At 66.6% G+C, this 19,505-nt stretch carries 15 protein-coding genes and 1 riboswitch; of the genes, 11 read left to right on the forward strand and 4 right to left on the reverse strand.

Going from position 1 to position 19,505, the window contains the following annotated elements; translation table 11 throughout:
* Positions 1-173: 173 nt before the first annotated feature.
* Both AC5P8J_RS09730 and thiC read right to left on the reverse strand, forming a co-directional pair.
* Positions 174-845, reverse strand: a complete 672-nt coding sequence (locus AC5P8J_RS09730; protein ID WP_019662036.1) for an ion channel — start codon at positions 843-845, stop codon at positions 174-176.
* A gap of 93 nt (positions 846-938) precedes the next feature.
* Positions 939-2,783 carry a phosphomethylpyrimidine synthase ThiC gene (gene thiC / locus AC5P8J_RS09735; protein ID WP_227854046.1) on the reverse strand — a complete coding sequence of 615 codons (1,845 nt, stop codon included), beginning with the start codon at positions 2,781-2,783 and terminating at the stop codon, positions 939-941.
* An 82-nt stretch (positions 2,784-2,865) separates the two neighbouring features.
* Positions 2,866-2,966, reverse strand: a riboswitch (TPP riboswitch).
* Between the two features lie 245 nt (positions 2,967-3,211).
* Here thiC and AC5P8J_RS09740 point away from each other — a divergent pair.
* A complete protein-coding gene (locus AC5P8J_RS09740; RefSeq protein ID WP_021203612.1) occupies positions 3,212-4,789 on the forward strand; it encodes a BCCT family transporter in 1,578 nt (525 codons plus the stop codon).
* A 640-nt stretch (positions 4,790-5,429) separates the two neighbouring features.
* Here AC5P8J_RS09740 and ggt read toward each other — a convergent pair.
* Complete coding sequence (gene ggt / locus AC5P8J_RS09745) at positions 5,430-7,145, reverse strand: gamma-glutamyltransferase (protein WP_227854047.1); 1,716 nt, start codon at positions 7,143-7,145, stop codon at positions 5,430-5,432.
* A 659-nt stretch (positions 7,146-7,804) separates the two neighbouring features.
* On the opposite strand from ggt, the gene ilvC reads away from it, so the two are divergent.
* The 9 genes from ilvC (at position 7,805) to leuB (ending at position 17,459) form a co-directional block, all read left to right on the forward strand.
* Entirely contained in the window at positions 7,805-8,779 is a 975-nt protein-coding gene (gene ilvC / locus AC5P8J_RS09750) for a ketol-acid reductoisomerase (RefSeq protein WP_134731353.1), read from the forward strand.
* A 39-nt stretch (positions 8,780-8,818) separates the two neighbouring features.
* On the forward strand, positions 8,819-10,555 hold the full coding sequence (gene ilvG, locus AC5P8J_RS09755; protein WP_021202139.1) for an acetolactate synthase 2 catalytic subunit: 1,737 nt from the start codon (positions 8,819-8,821) through the stop codon (positions 10,553-10,555).
* Positions 10,539-10,790 (forward strand): ACT domain-containing protein, encoded by a 252-nt coding sequence (locus AC5P8J_RS09760; RefSeq protein WP_005410947.1) that lies wholly within the window; start codon positions 10,539-10,541, stop codon positions 10,788-10,790. Before ilvG ends, AC5P8J_RS09760 begins: the two co-directional genes overlap by 17 nt.
* A gap of 96 nt (positions 10,791-10,886) precedes the next feature.
* Entirely contained in the window at positions 10,887-11,978 is a 1,092-nt protein-coding gene (locus AC5P8J_RS09765) for a threonine dehydratase (RefSeq protein ID WP_188250320.1), read from the forward strand.
* Entirely contained in the window at positions 11,975-13,561 is a 1,587-nt protein-coding gene (locus AC5P8J_RS09770; RefSeq protein WP_021202141.1) for a 2-isopropylmalate synthase, read from the forward strand. Before AC5P8J_RS09765 ends, AC5P8J_RS09770 begins: the two co-directional genes overlap by 4 nt.
* Before the next feature lie 10 nt (positions 13,562-13,571).
* Complete coding sequence (locus tag AC5P8J_RS09775; RefSeq protein ID WP_019662044.1) at positions 13,572-14,351, forward strand: class I SAM-dependent methyltransferase; 780 nt, start codon at positions 13,572-13,574, stop codon at positions 14,349-14,351.
* 60 nt (positions 14,352-14,411) lie between these two features.
* Positions 14,412-15,830, forward strand: a complete 1,419-nt coding sequence (gene leuC / locus AC5P8J_RS09780; RefSeq protein WP_021202143.1) for a 3-isopropylmalate dehydratase large subunit — start codon at positions 14,412-14,414, stop codon at positions 15,828-15,830.
* On the forward strand, positions 15,830-16,408 hold the full coding sequence (gene leuD, locus AC5P8J_RS09785; RefSeq protein ID WP_021202144.1) for a 3-isopropylmalate dehydratase small subunit: 579 nt from the start codon (positions 15,830-15,832) through the stop codon (positions 16,406-16,408). The genes leuC and leuD overlap by 1 nt, the downstream gene beginning before the upstream one ends.
* Positions 16,398-17,459: a 3-isopropylmalate dehydrogenase gene (gene leuB, locus AC5P8J_RS09790; protein ID WP_021202145.1), complete on the forward strand. Its 1,062-nt coding sequence runs from the start codon at positions 16,398-16,400 to the stop codon at positions 17,457-17,459. Before leuD ends, leuB begins: the two co-directional genes overlap by 11 nt.
* Positions 17,460-17,566: 107 nt before the next feature.
* On the opposite strand, the gene AC5P8J_RS09795 is transcribed toward leuB, so the two are convergent.
* Positions 17,567-18,340 carry an SDR family oxidoreductase gene (locus tag AC5P8J_RS09795; RefSeq protein ID WP_019662047.1) on the reverse strand — a complete coding sequence of 258 codons (774 nt, stop codon included), beginning with the start codon at positions 18,338-18,340 and terminating at the stop codon, positions 17,567-17,569.
* Positions 18,341-18,457: 117 nt separating this feature from the next.
* Between AC5P8J_RS09795 and AC5P8J_RS09800 the strand changes: the two genes are divergently transcribed.
* A complete protein-coding gene (locus AC5P8J_RS09800) occupies positions 18,458-19,363 on the forward strand; it encodes a LysR family transcriptional regulator (RefSeq protein WP_021202147.1) in 906 nt (301 codons plus the stop codon).
* Positions 19,364-19,505 lie beyond the last annotated feature (142 nt).

Below are 19,505 nucleotides of genomic sequence, written 5' to 3' on the forward strand. Positions count from 1 at the left end.
ACACAGCATCGGCGCATACCGCAAAAACAATGAAGCGGGCGAATACTAGCCTATGCGGGTTACCTCGCCTATCGCGTGGTCGACATCCAGGCTCTCTCTCGCCGACGCATTCACATAATTTGCTGCACCATTCGCGCCCTGCGGGGCGCGAAATTTTTATCTGGCGTTCATTTTCACACGCGCCGCAGCATGGTCAATCCGACCAGTCGCGAAACCACCAAAGCCACGTACATCACGCCTGAAAACTGCTCCAGCATGACCAGGGCACGCGCCTGCGGATGCAGGGGTACTACGTCGCTCAAGCCAACACCCGAGAGCAAACTGAAGCTCAGATAAAGCAGTTCCATCCAGGTGCGCTGTGCACCGCCGCCGGAGCCCTGGAAACTGCCCGGATACCATTGTTGGCACACGGCAAAAGCAAATGCGAAGGCCCAGGCCAGCAGCGTGAATGTGGCGCCTGCGGCGAACAGTTCATCGCGGGTGACTTTATGGTCCTGGAGCATGTAGGCAATGAGCGCACCGGCCGTATAGAAGTACAGCAGGCTCTCCAGCAGTTGCGCGGTGGTCAGCAGCGCAGTGCGGTCCAGCAGTGCACCGGCCAGCGAGAACACCACCGAGGGAATGGCCAGCAGCAGTGCCAGCCAGGTGCCCAGCGGGCTGCGTTGCACCACCCACAATGCCAGGCCCAGCACCGCCATGCCGAACATGCCCAGCGCCGCGCGGCCCGCAGCGGTGTCATCCAGCGCGGGGTACAGCAGCACCGCGATCAGCTGGGCGCCCAACAGCCAGGCCGAAGGATGACGGCGGGCAATGGCCAGCCAACGGGTGGTGATGGCAACAGGCATGGCGTCCTTTCCCCAGGAAGATGGGCGGAGGATAGCCAGGAGCGGCGTGATGAGCGGTAGTGCCGGCCGCTGGCCGGCACCCCCGCTTCCGCATCACCCCTGGCGGTAGACCTCGGCACCGGCCGCGCGGAACTCCGCCGACTTCTCCTTCATGCCGGCTTCGGCGTAGTCACGCACATCCTGGGTGATCTTCATCGAACAGAAGTGCGGGCCGCACATCGAGCAGAAGTGGGCCAGCTTGTGCGCATCCTTCGGCAGCGTCTCGTCATGGAACTCCTTGGCCTTCTCCGGATCCAGGCCGAGGTGGAACTGGTCTTCCCAGCGGAACTCGAAACGCGCCTTGCTCAGCGCGTTGTCGCGCACCTGCGCGCCCGGATGCCCCTTGGCCAGGTCGGCTGCGTGCGCGGCAATGCGATAGGCCATGATGCCGTCGCGCACATCCTGGCGGTTGGGCAGGCCAAGGTGCTCCTTCGGCGTCACGTAGCAGAGCATCGCCGTGCCGAACCAGCCGATCATCGCCGCACCGATCGCGCTGGTGATGTGGTCGTAGCCCGGCGCGATGTCGGTGGTCAGCGGGCCCAGCGTATAGAACGGCGCCTCGCCGCACTCGCGCAGCTGCTTGTCCATGTTCTCCTTGATCAGCTGCATCGGCACATGGCCGGGGCCTTCGATCATGGTCTGCACATCATGCTTCCAGGCGATCTTCGTCAGCTCACCCAGCGTTTCCAGCTCACCGAACTGCGCGGCGTCGTTGGCATCGGCGATGCAGCCCGGGCGCAGGCCGTCACCCAGCGAGAAGGTCACGTCATAGGCCTTCATGATCTCGCAGATGTCTTCGAAATGCGTGTAGAGGAAATTCTCCTTGTGGTGCGCCAGGCACCACTTGGCCATGATCGAGCCACCACGGCTGACAATGCCGGTCACGCGCTTGGCGGTGAGTGGCACGTAGCGCAGCAGCACGCCAGCGTGGATGGTGAAGTAGTCCACGCCCTGCTCGGCCTGCTCGATCAGCGTGTCGCGGAAGATCTCCCAGGTAAGCGCCTCGGCACGGCCGTCAACCTTCTCCAGCGCCTGGTAGATCGGCACGGTACCGATCGCCACCGGCGAATTGCGGATGATCCACTCGCGGGTTTCGTGGATGTGCTTGCCGGTGGACAGGTCCATCACCGTGTCACCGCCCCAGCGGATCGCCCACACCAGCTTTTCCACTTCCTCGGCAATGCCGGAGGACACGGCACTGTTGCCGATGTTGGCGTTGATCTTGGTCAGGAAGTTGCGGCCGATGATCATCGGCTCGCTTTCCGGATGGTTGATGTTGTTGGGCAGCACCGCGCGGCCGCGTGCGATCTCGTCGCGCACGAATTCGGGTGTGATCACCTTCTGGATTGAAGCACCGAACGACTCGCCCGGGTGCTGCTGCAGCAGGCCGGCATCGCGGATCGCTTCCAGCCGCTGGTTCTCGCGGATGGCGACGAATTCCATTTCCGGCGTGATGATGCCGCGGCGCGCGTAGTGCATCTGGGTGACATTCGCGCCTGCACGTGCACGGCGCGGCAGGCTGCGCGCAGGGAAACGCACGGCGTCGAGTTTCGGATCAAGCTCGCGGTCGCGGCCGAACGACGAACTCAGGCCGTCGAGCTGTTCGGTATCGCCGCGCTCCTCCACCCAGCTGCGGCGCAGTTCCGGCAAACCGGCCGACAGATCGATGCGCACCTCCGGATCGGTGTACGGACCGGACGTGTCGTAGACCGTGACCGGCGCATTCTCTTCGCCGCCGAACAGGGTCGGCGTGCGGGTCAGCGCGATCTCGCGCATCGGCACCAGCAGATCCGGGCGCGAGCCGGCCACGTGTATCTTGCGCGATCCGGGAATGGGCCGGGTCACGGATTCGGAGAGTTGCTGGGCCTGTTGCTGCAGGGCGGAGAGCTGTGCGTTCATCGGGCATCGTCCAGGAAGGTCAGGGACGAAGCGGCGGCGCACTGCGACCCCGCGCGGACGGTCCTTGGGCGGAGTCCGGGCACGGCTGCATTGCAAAGCTTCCCTACGCCGGTATGAGCCGGATCAGGTTCCAAGGGACTGTCTCAACCGTGGCCACATGGCCCGGTACCCCCGCTTCTTGGTGTGCATTAGAGCATAGAACGTGCTGCGGCCCATGGCTGTTCCATCCACGCACGGCGTGGATCCGCTGTTTCTGTATTAACAGAACCGTGACATCGCATTCAGTAACGTGCACGCGCATCCTGCCGCTGCGGCCGGTGTTTCCTCGCCGCCTTCGCGGCCCCTGCCCGGTCTGTGCTGCATGTCGCCGGCCCCTCGCAGCAAGCTCTGCTCGCTCCCCTCAATCCCTTGATCGGAGAAGCCCCTTCATGGTGTTTCGCGTTTCCATTGCACTGGTTCTGCTGCTGGTGCTGCTCGCCGGTGTTGCACCCGGTCCCTTCAATACCGTGGTGCAGAGCATCCTCGGCGAACTCATCCGCGGCATCGGCTGGCTCTACCTGCTGGTCGTGTTCCTGGCCCTGGTATTCCTGATGTACCTGGCCTTCGGCCGCTTCGGCAACCTGCGCATCGGCGGAGAGGACGCCGAACCGGAGTTCTCGCGGGCCAGCTGGATGTCGATGCTGTTCGCTGCCGGCATGGGCATCGGCCTGGTGTTCTGGGGCGCCGCCGAGCCCATTTCGCATTTCAGCAAACCACCGGAAGGGCTTGCTCCGCAGAGCCTGGATGCGGCACGCGCCTCGATGCGCTATGCATTCTTCCACTGGGGCCTGCACCCGTGGGCCATCTACGCGCTGATCGGGCTGGCAATGGCCTGGTTCCAGTTCAACCGCAACGGCCGTGGCCTGGTCAGCGACATGCTGCAGCCGATCATCGGCCGCCACCATCGCGGCTGGATCGGTCGGGTGGTCAACATCGCTGCAGTGGTCGCCACCGCGATCGGTGTCGCGACGACGCTGGGCTTCGGCACCATCCAGATCGCCGCCGGCATCGAGCGCGTGTTCGGCGTGCAGGCTACCGTCCCAGTGCAGATGACCATCATTGCCGTCGCCTTCGTGCTGTATATGGCGTCCACCGCCAGTGGCGTGGAGCGGGGTGTGAAGTGGCTGTCCAATTTCAACCTGGCGTTGGCTGCCCTGCTGGCAGCCATCCTGCTGGTGCTGGGGCCGACCGGCTTCATCTTCGATACGTTCACCACCACGCTGGGCTCCTACCTCAACCAGCTGGTGACGATGAGCCTGCGCATGTCACCGTTCTCCGGCAGCACCTGGGTGGCGGACTGGACAATCTTCTACTGGGCCTGGTGGATCTCGTGGGCACCGTTCGTGGGCTCGTTCATCGCACGCATCTCGCGCGGCCGCAGCGTGCGCGAATTCGTGATCGGTGTAGTGCTCGCGCCGACGCTGCTGGGCTTCTTCTGGTTCGCGGTGTTCGGCGGCACCGCGCTGTGGGCGCAGATCTTCGGCCATGCCGACCTGGTGCAGGCGCTGGGCAATGGCTACGAGACGGTGCTGTTCACGCTGTTCGACAGCATGCCGCTGCCGCTGCTGCTGTCGTGCATCGCACTGGTACTGCTGATGATCTTCTTTGTAACCTCGGCCGACTCGGCGGTACTGGTTCTGGCCAGCATGTCCACTGACGAAGCAGGCGATCCTCCGTTGAAGCGCAAGCTGGCCTGGGGCATCGCCGTGGCGTTGATCGCAGCGGCGTTGCTGCTGGCCGGTGGCCTGGATGCACTGCAGGGCATGATCACGATTGCGGCGTTGCCATTCGCGCTGCTGATGGTGCTGGTGATGGTGTCGCTGTACCGCGTGCTCGACCAGGAGTACACGCGTGAGCGGCGGCAGGCGCAGCGCCAGCGGCACATGATCGATGCGTGGATCGCACGCGAGATGGCGGCGCAGGAGGAAACCCAGGCGGAGGCAGCGCGCGCGCACGATCAGGATTGAGGGGGTTTTGCAGCCTGCGGCTGCACCGCTTTTTTCAAGCAACGGCAACAACAACTTCAAAAGCGGCTCTGGATTTCTGCTGGTTTGGCGGGGAGGGGGCCGATGGCGAGACACGCCGCAAGTACGTCCCTGTAGGCTCGGCCACGGCATCCATGCCGTGGACGGTCCCGCCATCGGCCCCCTCCCCGCCTCCGGCAATTTCCCGGTGACGGCAGTAGATCCACGCCATGCGTGGATCAGGTGTATCGGAAAACAAGAAGGGGTCGGATCCGTTTTCCTTCGGAAAACGGGTCCGACCCCAACCCACAGCGCGCGGCTGTTGCTGTTGCTGTTGCCTTTGCTCTTGATCTTCTTCTTTCTCTTCCTGCGGTGGCGGCCGCAGGAAACTGTCCGTGGCCGGGCGGGTGGGTTGGCTGGGGGCGTGAGCCGCATGGGCCCGAGGCATGCCTCGGGCGGGTTGGGCCGGATGCCCAACCCCGGTCTTGCCGTGTGCGCAGGACAGTGCACACGAGCAAGCGGCGACCGAGCTTACATGGACGTACTTGCAGCGGCCCCCAGACAATCCACCCGCCCGGCCAAACCAAGCATCACTGAAACCCTCACCACCGCAGAGGGGGCTCAGCCCGGTGGCCGGAAAACCTCAATACCCCGCCGCCTGCCCATCCTTGCGGCTCTCCGAAGCACCGTAGTAAACCCCGGTCTCGGGATCACGCATGATCGCTTGGTACCCGCCATACGGGCCATCGGCGAACACGATGCGATGCCCCTTGCGCATCAGCGCGCGCACCGTCTCGTACGGGAAGCCGGTTTCCAGATTCACTTCACCACCGTCGGTCATCGCCGTGGCCTGACCCGTCGGTTCAGTCGAGCCTTCGTGCTGGATGCGCGGCGCATCACCGGCTTCCTGCAGGTTCATGCCGAAGTCCACCAGGTTCATCACGATCTGCGCGTGGCCCTGCGGCTGCATCGCGCCGCCCATCACGCCGAAGCTGGCATACGGCTTGCCGCCCTTGGTGATGAACGCCGGAATGATGGTCTGGAAGGGGCGCTTGCCCGGCGCGTAGCCGTTGGGATGGTTCTCCTGCAGCACGAACATCTCGCCACGATCCTGCAGGATGAAGCCCAGCCCCGGCGGCGCCATGCCGCTGCCCATGCCGCGGTAGTTGGACTGGATCAGCGAGACCATCATGCCGTCGGCGTCGGCCACGGTCATGTAGATCGTGTCGCCCTCCTCCAGCTGCTTCGGCGTGCCCGGCTGCACTTCCTTCAACGCCTTGTCCATCGAGATCAGCGCGCGGCGCTGCGCGGCGTACTCCTTGGAGATCAGCTTCTGCACCGGCGCCGGCTGGAATGCCATGTCGGCGTAGAAGCGTGCACGGTCGGCGAAGGCCAGCTTCTTCGCTTCGACGAACAGGTGCACGTGCTCGGGTGAGCCGAACGGGATCTTCGAGAAATCGTAGCCTTCCAGCACGTTGAGGATCTGAAGCGCGGCAATGCCCTGGCTGTTGGGTGGCAGCTCCCAGACGTCGTAGCCACGGTAGTTGCTGCTGACCGGCTCGACCCATTCACCGTGGTGCTCGGCCATGTCCTGATAGCTCAGGTAGCCACCGTTGGCCTTGAAATAGTCGCCGATGGTGCGGGCGATGTCACCCTTGTAGAAGGCGTCGCGTCCGCCATCGGCGATCTTCTGCAGCGTGCTGGCCAGATTCGGGTTCTTCCACATCTCGCCCTTGCGCGGGGCGTGGCCGTTGATCGTGAACTGCTCCTTGAAGCCCGGGTACTGCGACAGCTTGGGTACCGAGCGGTCCCAGTAGTAGGCGATCACTTCGGCCACCGGGTGGCCCTCGCGGGCGTAGCGGATGGCCGGCGCCAGGTTGTCGGCCATTGGCTTGCGGCCGAAGCGTTCGTGCAGCGCGAACCAACCATCGACCGCGCCGGGCACCGACACCGGCAGCGGGCCGGTGGCCGGAATGTCCTTCAGGCCACGGCGCTGGAACTCGGCCAGGGTGAGCGATTTCGGCGAGCGCCCCGAGCCGTTGTAGCCATAGAGCTTCTGCGTCTTCGGGTCCCAGACGATGGCGAACAGGTCGCCGCCGATGCCGTTGCCGGTGGGCTCCATCAGGCCCAGCGCTGCGTTGGCCGCGATGGCGGCATCCACCGCCGAGCCACCGCCCTTCATCACGTCCAGCGCGATCTGGGTGGCCAGCGGCTGCGAGGTGGCGGCCATCGCATGGGGGGCGATCACCTCCGAACGGGAGGCGAAGGTGTGGCCGGTAATGCGGTCGGCGGCAAAGGACAGCGCGGGCACGGCAGCCAGCACGGCGGCGAGCAGGGAACGGGCAAGGCGTCGGGACACGGTCGAGTTCCGATGGACGGGTGGTTCCCCGATCTTCGCCGCTGCGGCCTTCACGCGGTATCGGACAGACGTCATGGACGTTGATCCTGGGGTGGAAGAATTCAACGGATTCCGCGCAAAAACCACCCAGAAAGGAGTGAATTCGGGTTCACCGAAACACTTTCAGCAGCAACCATCCTTGTGCCGCAAGCGATTGCGCTGGATTCACTGGAAACCGATAAAAAAACCGTCGCGAGGGTTGACACCGCCAAAACGGCTGTGTTTCTCTCGATCACATGTTGCATCACAACACGCCCCTGCGAACCCACATTGAAGCCGCCGACACCGGCGCCGCCTCGCTGCGTTCGATTCTTGTGCTCGTACTTATTACCCAGCCACCAGGTGCGGGACGAGCCAGCGTGTAAGCAACAAACACACCGGAACTCATCAAAACCCGCACCCGCCCCGGTGCGGGTTTTTTCATTTCAGGACCTGGTTTCAGACGCAACCACCATGACCAACGCTCAGTGCAAAGCCCGGCCCCAGACCACCACCACGCCTCGTGGTGGCTGTGCCTGTGCGATGCGCAGCGCCTCCTCCATCGCTTTTCCCTGACCGGCCGGTACGTCACCTCGACGACCGGCCGTTCTTTTTTCTTCCCACCGCAAGGAACCTCCCCCATGAGCACCAACGACCTGCCCCAGACCAAGATCGCCGTCATCGGCTACGGCAGCCAGGGCCGCGCCCACGCACTGAACCTGCGCGAATCCGGCTTCGACGTGGTGGTAGGCCTGCGTCCGGGCGGCCCGACCGAGGTGAAGGCGCAGGCCGATGGCTTCGCCGTCAAGGCGCCTGCCGATGCAGTGAAGGACGCCGACCTGGTCGCCGTGCTGACCCCGGACATGGTGCAGAAGAAGCTGTACGACGACGTGCTGGCACCGAACATGAAGCAGGGTGCGGTGCTGTTGTTCGCGCACGGCCTGAACGTTCATTTCGACATGATCAAGCCGCGCGAGGACCTGGACGTGGTGCTGGTCGCGCCCAAGGGCCCTGGTGCGCTGGTCCGCCGCGAGTATGAAATCGGCCGCGGCGTGCCGTGCATCTGGGCGGTTTACCAGGACAAGAGCGGCAAGGCGGCTGAGTACGCCCTGGCCTATGCAGCCGGCCTCGGCGGCGCCCGCGCCAACCTGATCCAGACCACCTTCAAGGAAGAGACCGAAACTGATCTGTTCGGCGAGCAGGCGGTGCTGTGCGGTGGCGCTTCGGCGCTGGTGCAGGCGGGCTTCGAGACCCTGGTGGAAGCGGGTTACCAGCCGGAAATCGCCTATTACGAAGTGCTGCACGAACTGAAGCTGATCGTGGACCTGTTCTACGAAGGTGGCATCTCGCGCATGCTGGAGTTCATCTCCGAGACCGCGCAGTACGGCGACTACGTCAGCGGCCCGCGTGTGATCGATGCCGGCACCAAGGAACGCATGAAGGAAGTACTGAAGGACATCCAGGACGGCACCTTCACCAAGAACTGGGTGGCCGAGTACGAAGCGGGCCTGCCGAACTACAACAGGTTCAAGCAGGCCGACCTGGAGCACCCGATCGAGAAGGTGGGCAAGGAACTGCGCGCCAAGATGGTCTGGTTGCAAGGACAGGCCGCGTAAACGCGCGGCCCTCCCCCACCCGCTTTGCAAGGTTCCCCCATGAACTCTTCGACACATCGCAGCGCGCCGCCCAACGGCGCGCGCTGGCTGACCCAGGCGCTGGAGGCCGAAGGCGTCGGCACGCTGTTCGGCTATCCAGGTGGCACCATCATGCCGTTCTACGACGCGCTGGTGGATTCGTCGCTGAAGCACATCCTGGTACGCCATGAGCAGGGCGCGGCGCTGGCCGCCAACGGCTTCGCCCGCGCCAGCAACCAGGTCGGCGTCTGCGTGGCCACATCCGGCCCGGGCGCCTCGAACCTGGTCACCGGCATTGCCGATGCGATGCTCGATTCGGTACCGATGGTCTGCATCACCGGCCAGGTCGGCACGCCGCTGCTGGGCACCGACGCCTTCCAGGAACTGGATGTGTTCGGCCTGACGATGCCGATCGTCAAGCACAGCTGGCTGGTGCGCAGCGTCGATGACCTGCCGCGCGTGGTGGCCGATGCGTTCCGCATTGCCCGTGAGGGTCGCCCCGGCCCGGTGCTGATCGACCTGCCCAAGGATGTGCAGTTGGCCGATGCCAGCCATCTGCCGGCGCATGTGCCCAGCAGCGTCGAACCGCCGCCGGCGCCGGCCGAGGCCGCCATCGCCGAGGCCATCGCCGCGCTGGCCGCAGCCGAGAAGCCGGTGGTCTACGCCGGTGGCGGCATCGCGCTGGGCGATGCCGTGCAGGACCTGCGCGACTTCGTCGAGGCCAGTGCCATCCCCACCGTGATGACCCTGCGCGGCCTGGGTGCCCTGCCGGCCAGCCATCCGCAGTCGCTGGGCATGCTGGGCATGCACGGCACTCGCGCGGCCAACATGGCGGTGCAGGAAAGCGACCTGCTGCTGGTGCTGGGGGCGCGTTTCGACGACCGTGCCACCGGCAAGCTGGCCGAGTTCGCCCCGTTCGCCCGTGTGGTCCACATCGATGCGGACGCCTACGAGATCTCCAAGCTGCGCAGCGCCGATGTCGCCGTGCCTGGCAACGTCGGTCACGCCATCCGCGCCCTGCGTGCGGCCTTCCCCTCCCCCAAGGCCCACCAGGAGGCGTGGCGCAAGCGCTGTGCGCAGCATCGCGATCGCTTCGCCGCACGCTACGACGCACCGGGCCAGCACATCTACGCACCGGCGTTGCTGAAGCGCCTGAGCGAGCTGGCCCCGGCCGATGCGGTGATCGCCTGCGATGTCGGCCAGCACCAGATGTGGGTGGCCCAGCACTGCCGCTTCAACCACCCGCGCAACCACCTGACCAGCGGCGCGCTGGGCACCATGGGCTTCGGCCTGCCGGCGGCGATGGGTGCGCAGTTTGCCTGCCCCGACCGCACCGTGGTGCTGGTGTCCGGCGATGGCAGCTTCATGATGAACGTGCAGGAGCTGGCGACCATCGCCCGCTGCCGCCTGCCGGTGAAGATCGTGCTGCTGGACAACAGTTCGCTGGGCATGGTGCGGCAGTGGCAGGAACTGTTTTTCGCCGAGCGTTACAGCGAGATCGATCTGTCCGACAACCCGGACTTCGTGGCATTGGCGCAGGTGTTCGGCATCGCCGCCACCCGCATCGACAACCGCGACGACGTGGAAGGCGGCCTGGCCGCGCTGCTGGCCGAGCCGGGCCCGGCCCTGCTGCATGTGGCCATCGATGCACGCGCCAACGTGTGGCCGCTGGTGCCGCCGAACACCGCCAACAGCACGATGCTGGAAAGCAATCCCGCCCATGCCCGCCAGGAGACCCCCAATGCAATACCGGCTTGACCTGGTGCTGCACCCGGCCGAAGGCGCGCTGCTGCGCGTGATCGGCATGGCCGAACGTCGCGGCTTCGCGCCGCGTGCGATCAGCGGCGCGCCGGTAGCTGCCGACGATGGCCGCTGGCACCTGCAGCTGGTCGTGGATGGCCAGCGCCCGGCGGAAACGCTGTGCCGGCAGATCGAGAAGATCTACGACTGCGTGTCCGTACAGGTCACCGCCGTGGAAGGAGTATCGCCATGAACACCCGTACCGTAGCGACCACGGTGCCGGTACGGAGGCGTCTTCTTCGCCGCCCGTGCCCGCATGCGGCGGTCGCCCGCACCGCGCTGGTGGCCCATGCCGGCCGCTGACACCAGCCAGGAAAGCGATGCCGGCGACGTAAGCGTTGCCGACGTACTGGCGGCGCAGGCCCGACTGCGCCGCTTCCTGCCGCCCACTCCGCTGCACCATGCCGAGCGCTTCGGTACCTGGCTGAAGCTGGAGAACCTGCAGCGCACCGGTTCCTACAAGGTGCGCGGCGCGTTGAACGCGCTGCTGGCCGGCCGCGAGCGCGGCGATACCCGGCCGGTGATCTGCGCCTCGGCCGGCAACCACGCCCAGGGCGTTGCGTGGGCGGCCTATCGCCTGGATGTGCCGGCCATCACTGTGATGCCCCATGGTGCACCCGCCACCAAGATTGCCGGCGTCGCCCACTGGGGCGCCACCGTGCGCCAGCACGGCAACAGCTACGACGAGGCCTACGCCTTCGCGGTCGAACTGGCGCGGCGCCACGGCTACCGCTTCCTGTCCGCGTTCGATGATGCCGACGTGATCGCCGGCCAGGGCACGGTCGGCATCGAACTGGCCGCGCATGCCCCTGACGTGGTGATCGTGCCGATCGGCGGCGGTGGACTGGCCTCCGGCGTAGCCCTGGCGCTGAAATCACAGGGCGTGCGCGTGGTTGGTGCACAGGTAGAAGGCGTTGATTCGATGGCGCGCGCGATCCGTGGCGATGCCCGCGAGATCGCCCCCGTCGCCTCGCTGGCCGATGGCGTGCGAGTGAAGATCCCCGGCTTCCTGACCCGCCGCCTGTGCACCTCGCTGCTGGACGACGTGGTGATCGTGCGCGAAGCCGAGCTGCGCGAAACCCTGGTGCGGCTGGCGCTGGAAGAACACATCATCGCCGAGGGCGCCGGCGCGCTGGCGCTGGCTGCCGGCCGCCGCGTCGCGGGCCGCCGCAAGTGCGCAGTGGTCTCCGGCGGCAACATCGATGCCGGCGTGCTGGCCGGCCTGCTTACCGACATCCGGCCGCGCCCGCCGCGCAAACCGCGGCGACGGCGCAGCGAAACACCCCGCTCGCCCGCCAGGGCCAGCGCGCCGTCCTCCCCCACCTCTTCCCCTTCCCACCTGCAAGCCGCAACGCCCGCTGTCGAGGAGATTTCCCTGTGACCACCATCGAACGAATTACCACCCCGCGCATCCGCATCTTCGACACCACCCTGCGTGACGGCGAGCAGTCCCCCGGCTGCAGCATGAGCCCGCCGCAGAAGCTGGTGATGGCGCGTGCGCTGGACGAACTGGGTGTGGACATCATCGAAACCGGCTTCCCGGCCAGCTCGCAGTCCGACCGCGAGGCGATGGCACTGATCGGCCGCGAACTGCGCCGACCGAGCCTGAGCCTGGCGGTGCTGTCGCGCTGCCTGCAGGCCGATATCGAGACCTCGGCGCGTGCACTGGAAGCCGCGGCCAACCCGCGCCTGCACGTGTTCCTGTCGACCAGCCCGCTGCACCGCGAGCACAAGCTGCGGATGACCCGCGAGCAGGTGCTGGAATCGGTACGCAAGCATGTATCGCTGGCACGCTCGTACATCGACGATGTCGAATTCTCGGCCGAGGATGCCACCCGCACCGAGCTGGACTACCTGATCGAAGTCTCGCGCGTGGCCATTGCCGCCGGCGCCACCACCATCAACCTGCCCGACACCGTCGGCTTCACCACGCCGGAAGAAATCCGCGCGATGTTCCAGCAGGTCATCGCCGGCGTCGCCGACGTTCCGAACGCCGCCAATGTGATCTTCAGCGCGCACTGCCACAACGACCTGGGCCTGGCCGTGGCCAACTCGCTGGCCGCCATCGAAGGTGGCGCGCGCCAGGTCGAGTGCACCATCAACGGCATCGGCGAGCGCGCCGGCAACTGCTCGCTGGAAGAGATCGCGATGGTGCTGAAGGTGCGCCAGGCCTTCTACGAGCAGGACAGTTCGATCAACACCCCGCGCATCGTCGGCACCTCGCAGCTGCTGCAGCGCCTGGTCGGCATGCCGGTACAGCGCAACAAGGCCATCGTCGGTGCCAATGCCTTTGCCCACGAATCGGGCATCCACCAGCACGGCATGCTGCGCCATCGCGGCACCTACGAAATCATGCGTCCGGAAGACGTGGGCTGGGAGGATTCGCAGATGGTGCTGGGCCGCCACAGCGGTCGCGCCGCCGTCGAAGCGCGCCTGCGCGCGCTGGGTTTCTGGCTGGACGAAGACGAACTGAAGCTGGTATTCGAGCAGTTCAAGGGCCTGTGCGAGCAGCAGCGCGTGGTCACCGATGCCGACCTGCAGACGCTGATGCAGGGCGGCTCCAATGCACAGGGCTACCGCTTGGCCTCGATGACCATCAGCGATGTGGGCAGCCGCGCCAACGCGCTGGTCGAACTGTCCGACCCGGACGGCAACCGCGTGGCCGAAACCGCACAGGGCGACGGCCCGGTCGATGCGCTGTTCGGCGCGCTGTCGGCCGCCACCGGCGTGCAGCTGATGCTGGACAGCTACCACGTGCACAGCGTCGGCATCGGCGCGGATGCGCGTGGCGAAGCCAACCTGAGCGTGCGCCACGAGGGCGTGGAGTACGACGGCACCGGCACCAGCAAGGACATCATCGAAGCCTCCGCGCTGGCCTGGCTGGATGTTGCCAATCGTCTGCTGCGCCAGCGCCAGGCCGCCGCCCACAGCAGCACCGACGTTCCCACCCCCGCCACCGCCTGAGGAACCCGCCATGAGCGCCTTCGACACCCCCACCCCGGCCAGCGCCGCTGGCCAGCAGTGGAATGCCCAGGACTATGCGATCGATGCCGGCTTCGTGCCTCTGCTCGGCGGCGCGGTCTCGCGCCTGCTCGACCCGCGCGCGGGTGAACGCATCCTCGACCTGGGCTGTGGCGATGGTGTGCTCAGCACCGAACTGGCGCTGAGCGGTGCGCGCATCCACGGCGTGGATGCCTCGCCGGAACTGGTGATCGCCGCCCGCGCGCGCGGTGTCGATGCCCAGGTGATGGACGGCCACGCACTGTCGTTCGACAGCGAGTTCGATGCAGTGTTCAGCAACGCGGCACTGCATTGGATGGGCACTCCCGACCGCGTGCTGGAAGGCGTGCGCCGCGCCCTGCGCCCCGGCGGCCGCTTTGTCGCCGAATTCGGTGGCCATGGCAACGTGGCCACGATCATCGCGGCGGTACAGGCCGCGCGCGTGGCCCACGGCCATGGCGCCAGCACCTTCCAGTGGTATTTCCCGACGGCCGATACCTACGCCGACCGCCTGCGCCAGCATGGCTTCCAGGTGCAACTGATCGAGTGCACGCCGCGCCCAACGGCATTGCCGACCGGCGTGGCCGGCTGGCTGCGCGTGTTCGCCGCGCCGCTGCTGGACGACCTGCCAGCCGAGGCACGCGCTACGGTGCGCGAGGCCGCGAGCGCGCTGCTGGCCGAGCTGCCGCGCAACGCCGCCGGCCAGCCGCTGGCGGACTATGTGCGGCTGCGCGTGCTCGCCCGCCGTCGCTGACTTGACCGTTCCGCCTTCTTTACTGATGTTCGCTATTTCGTACTTCTGCCAGGCATACGCATGACTTCCGCTCCCCGCACCCTGTACGACAAACTGTGGGACGCCCACGTGGTGGTTCCCGAATCCGACAGCGCGCCCGCCGTGCTGTACATCGACCTGCACCTGATCCACGAGGTGACCTCGCCGCAGGCGTTCACCGAGCTGCGCGAGCGCGGCCTGTCGCCGCGCCGCCCGGACCGCACCAAGGCGACGATGGACCACTCCACGCCGACCCTGCCGGCCGCCGCGGACGGCACGCTACCCTATGCCAGCGCCGCCTCCGAGGCACAGGTCGCCACGCTGGCACGCAACTGCGCCGAGCACGGCATCGAGCTGTTCGACATGGCCTCGGACAATCGCGGCATCGTCCACGTGATCGCGCCGGAACAGGGCTTCACCCAGCCGGGCATGACCATCGTCTGCGGCGACAGCCACACATCCACCCACGGGGCCTTCGGTTCGCTGGCGTTCGGCATCGGCACCAGCGAAGTCGGCCATGTGCTGGCCACGCAGTGCCTGCTTCAGCGCAAGGCGAAGACCTTTGCGATCACCGTCGATGGCCCGCTGGCGCCCGGCGTCGGCGCCAAGGACGTGGTGCTGCACATCATCGGCGTGATCGGCGTCAACGGCGGCACCGGCCACGTCATCGAGTTCCGTGGCAGCACCATCGAAGCGATGGACATGGAACAGCGCATGACCCTGTGCAACATGTCGATCGAGGCCGGTGCACGCGCCGGCATGGTCGCGCCCGACCAGGTCACCTTCGACTTCGTCGCCAACACCCCGCGCGGCCCAAAGGGCGCCGATTTCGAGGCTGCGGTGGCGCGCTGGCAGCAGCTGCGCAGTGATGACGGCGCGCGCTTCGACAGCGAAGTACGCATCGACGCCACCGACATCCGCCCGACCCTGACCTGGGGCACGCATCCGGGCACCGCCATCGCGGTGGATGCGCCGATTCCCGCCGCCAACGATGCCGCCGCACAGAAAGGCCTGGACTACATGCACTTCCAGGCCGGCAAGGCACTGGCCGGCACGCCGGTGGACGTGGTGTTCGTCGGTTCGTGCACCAACGGCCGCCTGAGTGACATGCGCGAGGTCGCGCAGGTGCTGCGCGGCCGCCGTGTCGCTGAGCGGGTGCGCATGCTGGTGGTGCCAGGTTCGGAGATCGTCAAGCGCGAGGCCGAGGCCGAGGGCATCCACGAGATCGTGCGCGCTGCCGGGGCCGAGTGGCGCGAGCCGGGCTGTTCGATGTGCATCGCCATGAACGGCGATCTGGTCGCGCCCGGCCAGCTGGCCGTGAGCACCAGCAACCGCAATTTCGAGGGCCGCCAAGGCCCCGGTTCGCGCACCCTGCTGGCTTCGCCGATGAGCGCGGCGTGGGCCGCGGTCAACGGGCACGTGGCCGATACCCGCGAACTGTTCGCACAGGAGGTGGCGTGATGGCCGGTTTCCGTACCCTGACCTCGGCCAGCGTGGTGCTGCGCCAGACCAACATCGACACCGACCAGATCATCCCGGCACGGTTCCTGTCCACCACCGAGCGTGCCGGCCTGGGCCGCAACGCGTTCAATGACTGGCGCTGGCAGGCTGATGGTTCGCCGGTGGCCGACTTCGCCTTCAACCAGCCGCACAACGCCGGCCGCAGCATCCTGCTGGCGGGCCGCAACTTCGGCTGCGGTTCTTCGCGCGAACATGCGCCGTGGGCGCTGACCGACCTGGGCCTGCGTGCCATCGTCAGCAGCGAGATCGCCGATATCTTCCGCGGCAACGCGCTGAAGAACGGCCTGCTGCCGATCGTGCTGGACGAGGCCGACGTGCAGGCGCTGATGCAGCGCCCGGACGATGCGCTGACCATCGACGTGGCTGCGCGCGAACTGCGCACGCCCGATGGCCGCGTCTATTCCTTCCCGCTGGATGGCTTCTCGCAGACCTGCCTGCTGGAAGGCGTCGACCAGTTGGGGTATCTGTTGGGCCGTGTCCCTGAAATCGAACGTTACGAGAGTGAGCATGCACGCTGAAATTGTTGTCCTGCCCGGTGATGGCATCGGCCCGGAAGTGGCCGCCGCGGCAGTGGCCGTCCTGAAGGCCGTCGCCGAGCGCTTCAACCACACCTTCACCTTCAGCGAGCACGACATCGGTGGCGTTGCCATCGACCGCCACGGTGAACCGCTGCCGGCGTCGACCCTGGAAGCCTGCCAGGCCGCCAACGCGGTGCTGCTGGGCGCGGTCGGCGGCCCGAAGTGGTCCGACCCGAACGCCAAGGTGCGTCCGGAACAGGGCCTGCTGGCAATCCGCAAGGCACTGGGCCTGTATGCCAACCTGCGCCCGGTGCGTACCCATGAAGCCGCGCTGCACGCCTCGCCGATCAAGGCCGAGCTGCTGCAGGGTGTGGACTTCGTGGTGGTACGCGAACTGACCGGTGGCATCTACTTCGGCGACAAGACCCGCGACGCCGACAGCGCCAGCGACCTGTGCCGCTACACGGTGGCCGAGATCGAACGCGTGCTGCGCAGTGCCTTCCGCCTGGCCCAGCAGCGGCGTGGCAAGGTCACCTCGGTGGACAAGGCCAACGTGCTGGAGACCTCGCGCCTGTGGCGTGACGTGGCCGCTCGCATCGGCCGCGAGGAGTTCCCGGAGGTGGCGCTGGAGCACCAGCTGGTCGATTCGATGGCCATGCACCTGCTGGCCAAGCCGCGCGAGTACGACGTGATCGTCACCGAGAACATGTTCGGCGACATCCTCACCGACGAAGCCTCGATGCTGGCCGGCTCGCTCGGCCTACTGCCGTCGGCCTCGCTGGGTGAGCCGGGTGCGGTCGGCATCTACGAACCGATCCACGGTTCGGCCCCGGACATCGCCGGCAAGGGCATCGCCAATCCGTACGCGACGATCTTCAGCGCCGCGATGCTGCTGCGCCATTCGCTGGGGCTGGAAGCCGAGGCTGCGGCGGTGGAAGCTGCAGTGCACGCCGTGCTGGACGATGGCGTGTTCACCGCCGATCTGGCCGCCAAGGGCCAGGCGGTGAGTACCGCCGCTGCCACCGACGCCGTGCTCGCCAAGCTGCGCTGACCCATCGGGCAACACCTGTAGAGCCGAGCCATGCTCGGCTCATGCAACAGCAGTCGAGCATGGCTCGACTCTACAGGTAGCAGGCAGACACGCCAGGCGTGGCTGCATTATTTGGTGGTGTACCCACCATTGACCAGGATGGTCTGCCCCGTCATCCACCAGCCATCGGTTACCAGGAAGCGGATCCACGGCACGATATCGGCGATGTCGGTCAGCCCGGTGCGGGTGAACGCCGAGAGCGCGGCCGCGGTCTTGTGGTACGCCTGCGCATCGGCACTCTCGGCCGGGTAGAAGAACGGCGTGTCCATCGGGCCGGGCCCGATCGCAGTCACCGAGATGCCGCGCTCACCGAACTCCTTCGACGCCGCGCGGGTGAAGTGCTCGACTGGCGCCTTGGTACCGGCATAGCTGGAATAGAACGGCGTGTAGGCACCCAGCAATGAGGTGACCAGGGTGCAGATGCGACCACCGTCGTTGACGTGGCGGCCGGCTTCCTTGAGGAAGAAGAACGCCGCCTTGGCGTTGACCGCGCTCATCTCGTCGTACTCCGCTTCGCTGATGTCCAGCAGCGGTTTCTTCAATACCTTGCCGACCGTATTGATGGCGATGTCGGGACGGCCGACTGCGGCCACGGCATCGGCGAACAAGCGCTCCATCGCTGCCGCCGAGGTCAGGTCGCCCTGCAGGGCCACCGCCTTGCTGCCGGCGGCCTGCACTGCGGCTACAGTCGCTTCTGCATCGGCCTGGGTAGCGGCACTGTTGTAGTGGATGACGATGGCTTTGGCGCCCTGTGCGGCGAAGTCGCGGGCGATCAGGCCGCCCAGGTTCTTGGCGCCACCGGCGATCAGCACGGTCTTGCCCTTGAGGGAATGCTCGGTCATGGCTTCGGTCTCGGGAGGGGGCTACCCGGGGTGGCAACCCTGCCCTGACGACGATATCGTGCAGAAAAAGCGGATAAAGCCCGCCACATTGACTTAACTTTCCAGAGCCAGCGAACAATGGACCGGATCGATCGCTTCCGCATCTTCACCCGGGTCGTGGAGTGCGCCAGCTTCACCCGCGCCGCCGACCAGCTCGGCCTGCCCCGCTCGACCGTTTCGGCGGCGGTGGCCGAGCTCGAACAGAGGCTTGGCACCCGCCTGCTGCAGCGCTCGACCCGCCGGGTGTCCACCACCCATGATGGCGACGTGTTCCATGCCCGCTGCCTGCGCCTGATCGCCGAGGTCGAGGACGCCGAATCGCTGTTCCGTCAAGACGATGCGCAACCGGTCGGTCTGCTGAAGATCGACGTGCCCAGCCGCATCGGCCGCCGCATCATCGCACCGGCGCTGCCCGAATTCTTCGCGCAGTATCCGCAGGTGGAAGTGGACCTGGGCATGACCGACCGCGCGGTAAACCTGATCGAGGACGGTTGCGATGCGGTGCTGCGGGTCGGTCAACTGGGCGATTCCAGCCTGGTGGCGCGCACGCTGGGCCAGCTCGACTTCGTCAACGTCGCCGCGCCCGCTTACCTGCGCGAACACGGCATGCCGCAGCATCCTGCCGACCTGCCGCAGCACCGCGCGGTGAACTACGCGTCGCCGACCACGGCACGGGTGGAACCGTGGGAGTGGCAGGACGGCGGCCAACTGCGCACGCTGCCGATGCCCGGCTGGGTGCGGGTGAACAGCGCCGAGGCATCGATTGCGTGCTGTGTGGCGGGGTTGGGGTTGCTGCAGATTCCGCGCTACGACGTGCAGGCCGAACTGCAATCCGGCGCGTTGGTGGAGGTGATGCCACAGCACGTGGCGCAGCCCTTGCCGGTGACGCTGTTGCAACCGCATCGGCAACACCGCGCGCAGCGTGTTCAGGTGTTCATCGAATGGCTGCTGCCGGTCTTGAGGGCCGGCCTGCAGCTGCAGTAGCTCCACGCCATGCGTGGATGCATGCATCCGTGCCAACCAAGGTTGGCACCTACCGAGCGATGGCAAATCGCGGTAGATCCACGCCATGCGTGGATGCTTCTGTAGCGTCGAGCCATGCTCGACTCATCCCGTCATCGCGCGA

The sequence above is a fragment of the Stenotrophomonas sp. YJH_SMC_37 genome, from assembly GCF_059370035.1.

Bases quoted from the DNA above. Each gene is read 5' to 3' on its own strand.
- leuC (WP_021202143.1), top strand. From the start codon at position 14,412: ATGACTTCCGCTCCCCGCACCCTGTACGACAAACTGTGGGACGCCCAC.
- AC5P8J_RS09760 (WP_005410947.1), top strand. From the start codon at position 10,539: ATGCAATACCGGCTTGACCTGGTGCTGCACCCGGCCGAAGGCGCGCTG.
- AC5P8J_RS09765 (WP_188250320.1), top strand. From the start codon at position 10,887: ATGCCGGCCGCTGACACCAGCCAGGAAAGCGATGCCGGCGACGTAAGC.
- ilvC (WP_134731353.1), top strand. From the start codon at position 7,805: ATGAGCACCAACGACCTGCCCCAGACCAAGATCGCCGTCATCGGCTAC.
- AC5P8J_RS09800 (WP_021202147.1), top strand. From the start codon at position 18,458: ATGGACCGGATCGATCGCTTCCGCATCTTCACCCGGGTCGTGGAGTGC.
- AC5P8J_RS09775 (WP_019662044.1), top strand. From the start codon at position 13,572: ATGAGCGCCTTCGACACCCCCACCCCGGCCAGCGCCGCTGGCCAGCAG.
- thiC (WP_227854046.1), bottom strand. From the start codon at position 2,783: ATGAACGCACAGCTCTCCGCCCTGCAGCAACAGGCCCAGCAACTCTCC.
- AC5P8J_RS09795 (WP_019662047.1), bottom strand. From the start codon at position 18,340: ATGACCGAGCATTCCCTCAAGGGCAAGACCGTGCTGATCGCCGGTGGC.
- AC5P8J_RS09740 (WP_021203612.1), top strand. From the start codon at position 3,212: ATGGTGTTTCGCGTTTCCATTGCACTGGTTCTGCTGCTGGTGCTGCTC.
- ilvG (WP_021202139.1), top strand. From the start codon at position 8,819: ATGAACTCTTCGACACATCGCAGCGCGCCGCCCAACGGCGCGCGCTGG.
- AC5P8J_RS09730 (WP_019662036.1), bottom strand. From the start codon at position 845: ATGCCTGTTGCCATCACCACCCGTTGGCTGGCCATTGCCCGCCGTCAT.
- leuD (WP_021202144.1), top strand. From the start codon at position 15,830: ATGGCCGGTTTCCGTACCCTGACCTCGGCCAGCGTGGTGCTGCGCCAG.
- leuB (WP_021202145.1), top strand. From the start codon at position 16,398: ATGCACGCTGAAATTGTTGTCCTGCCCGGTGATGGCATCGGCCCGGAA.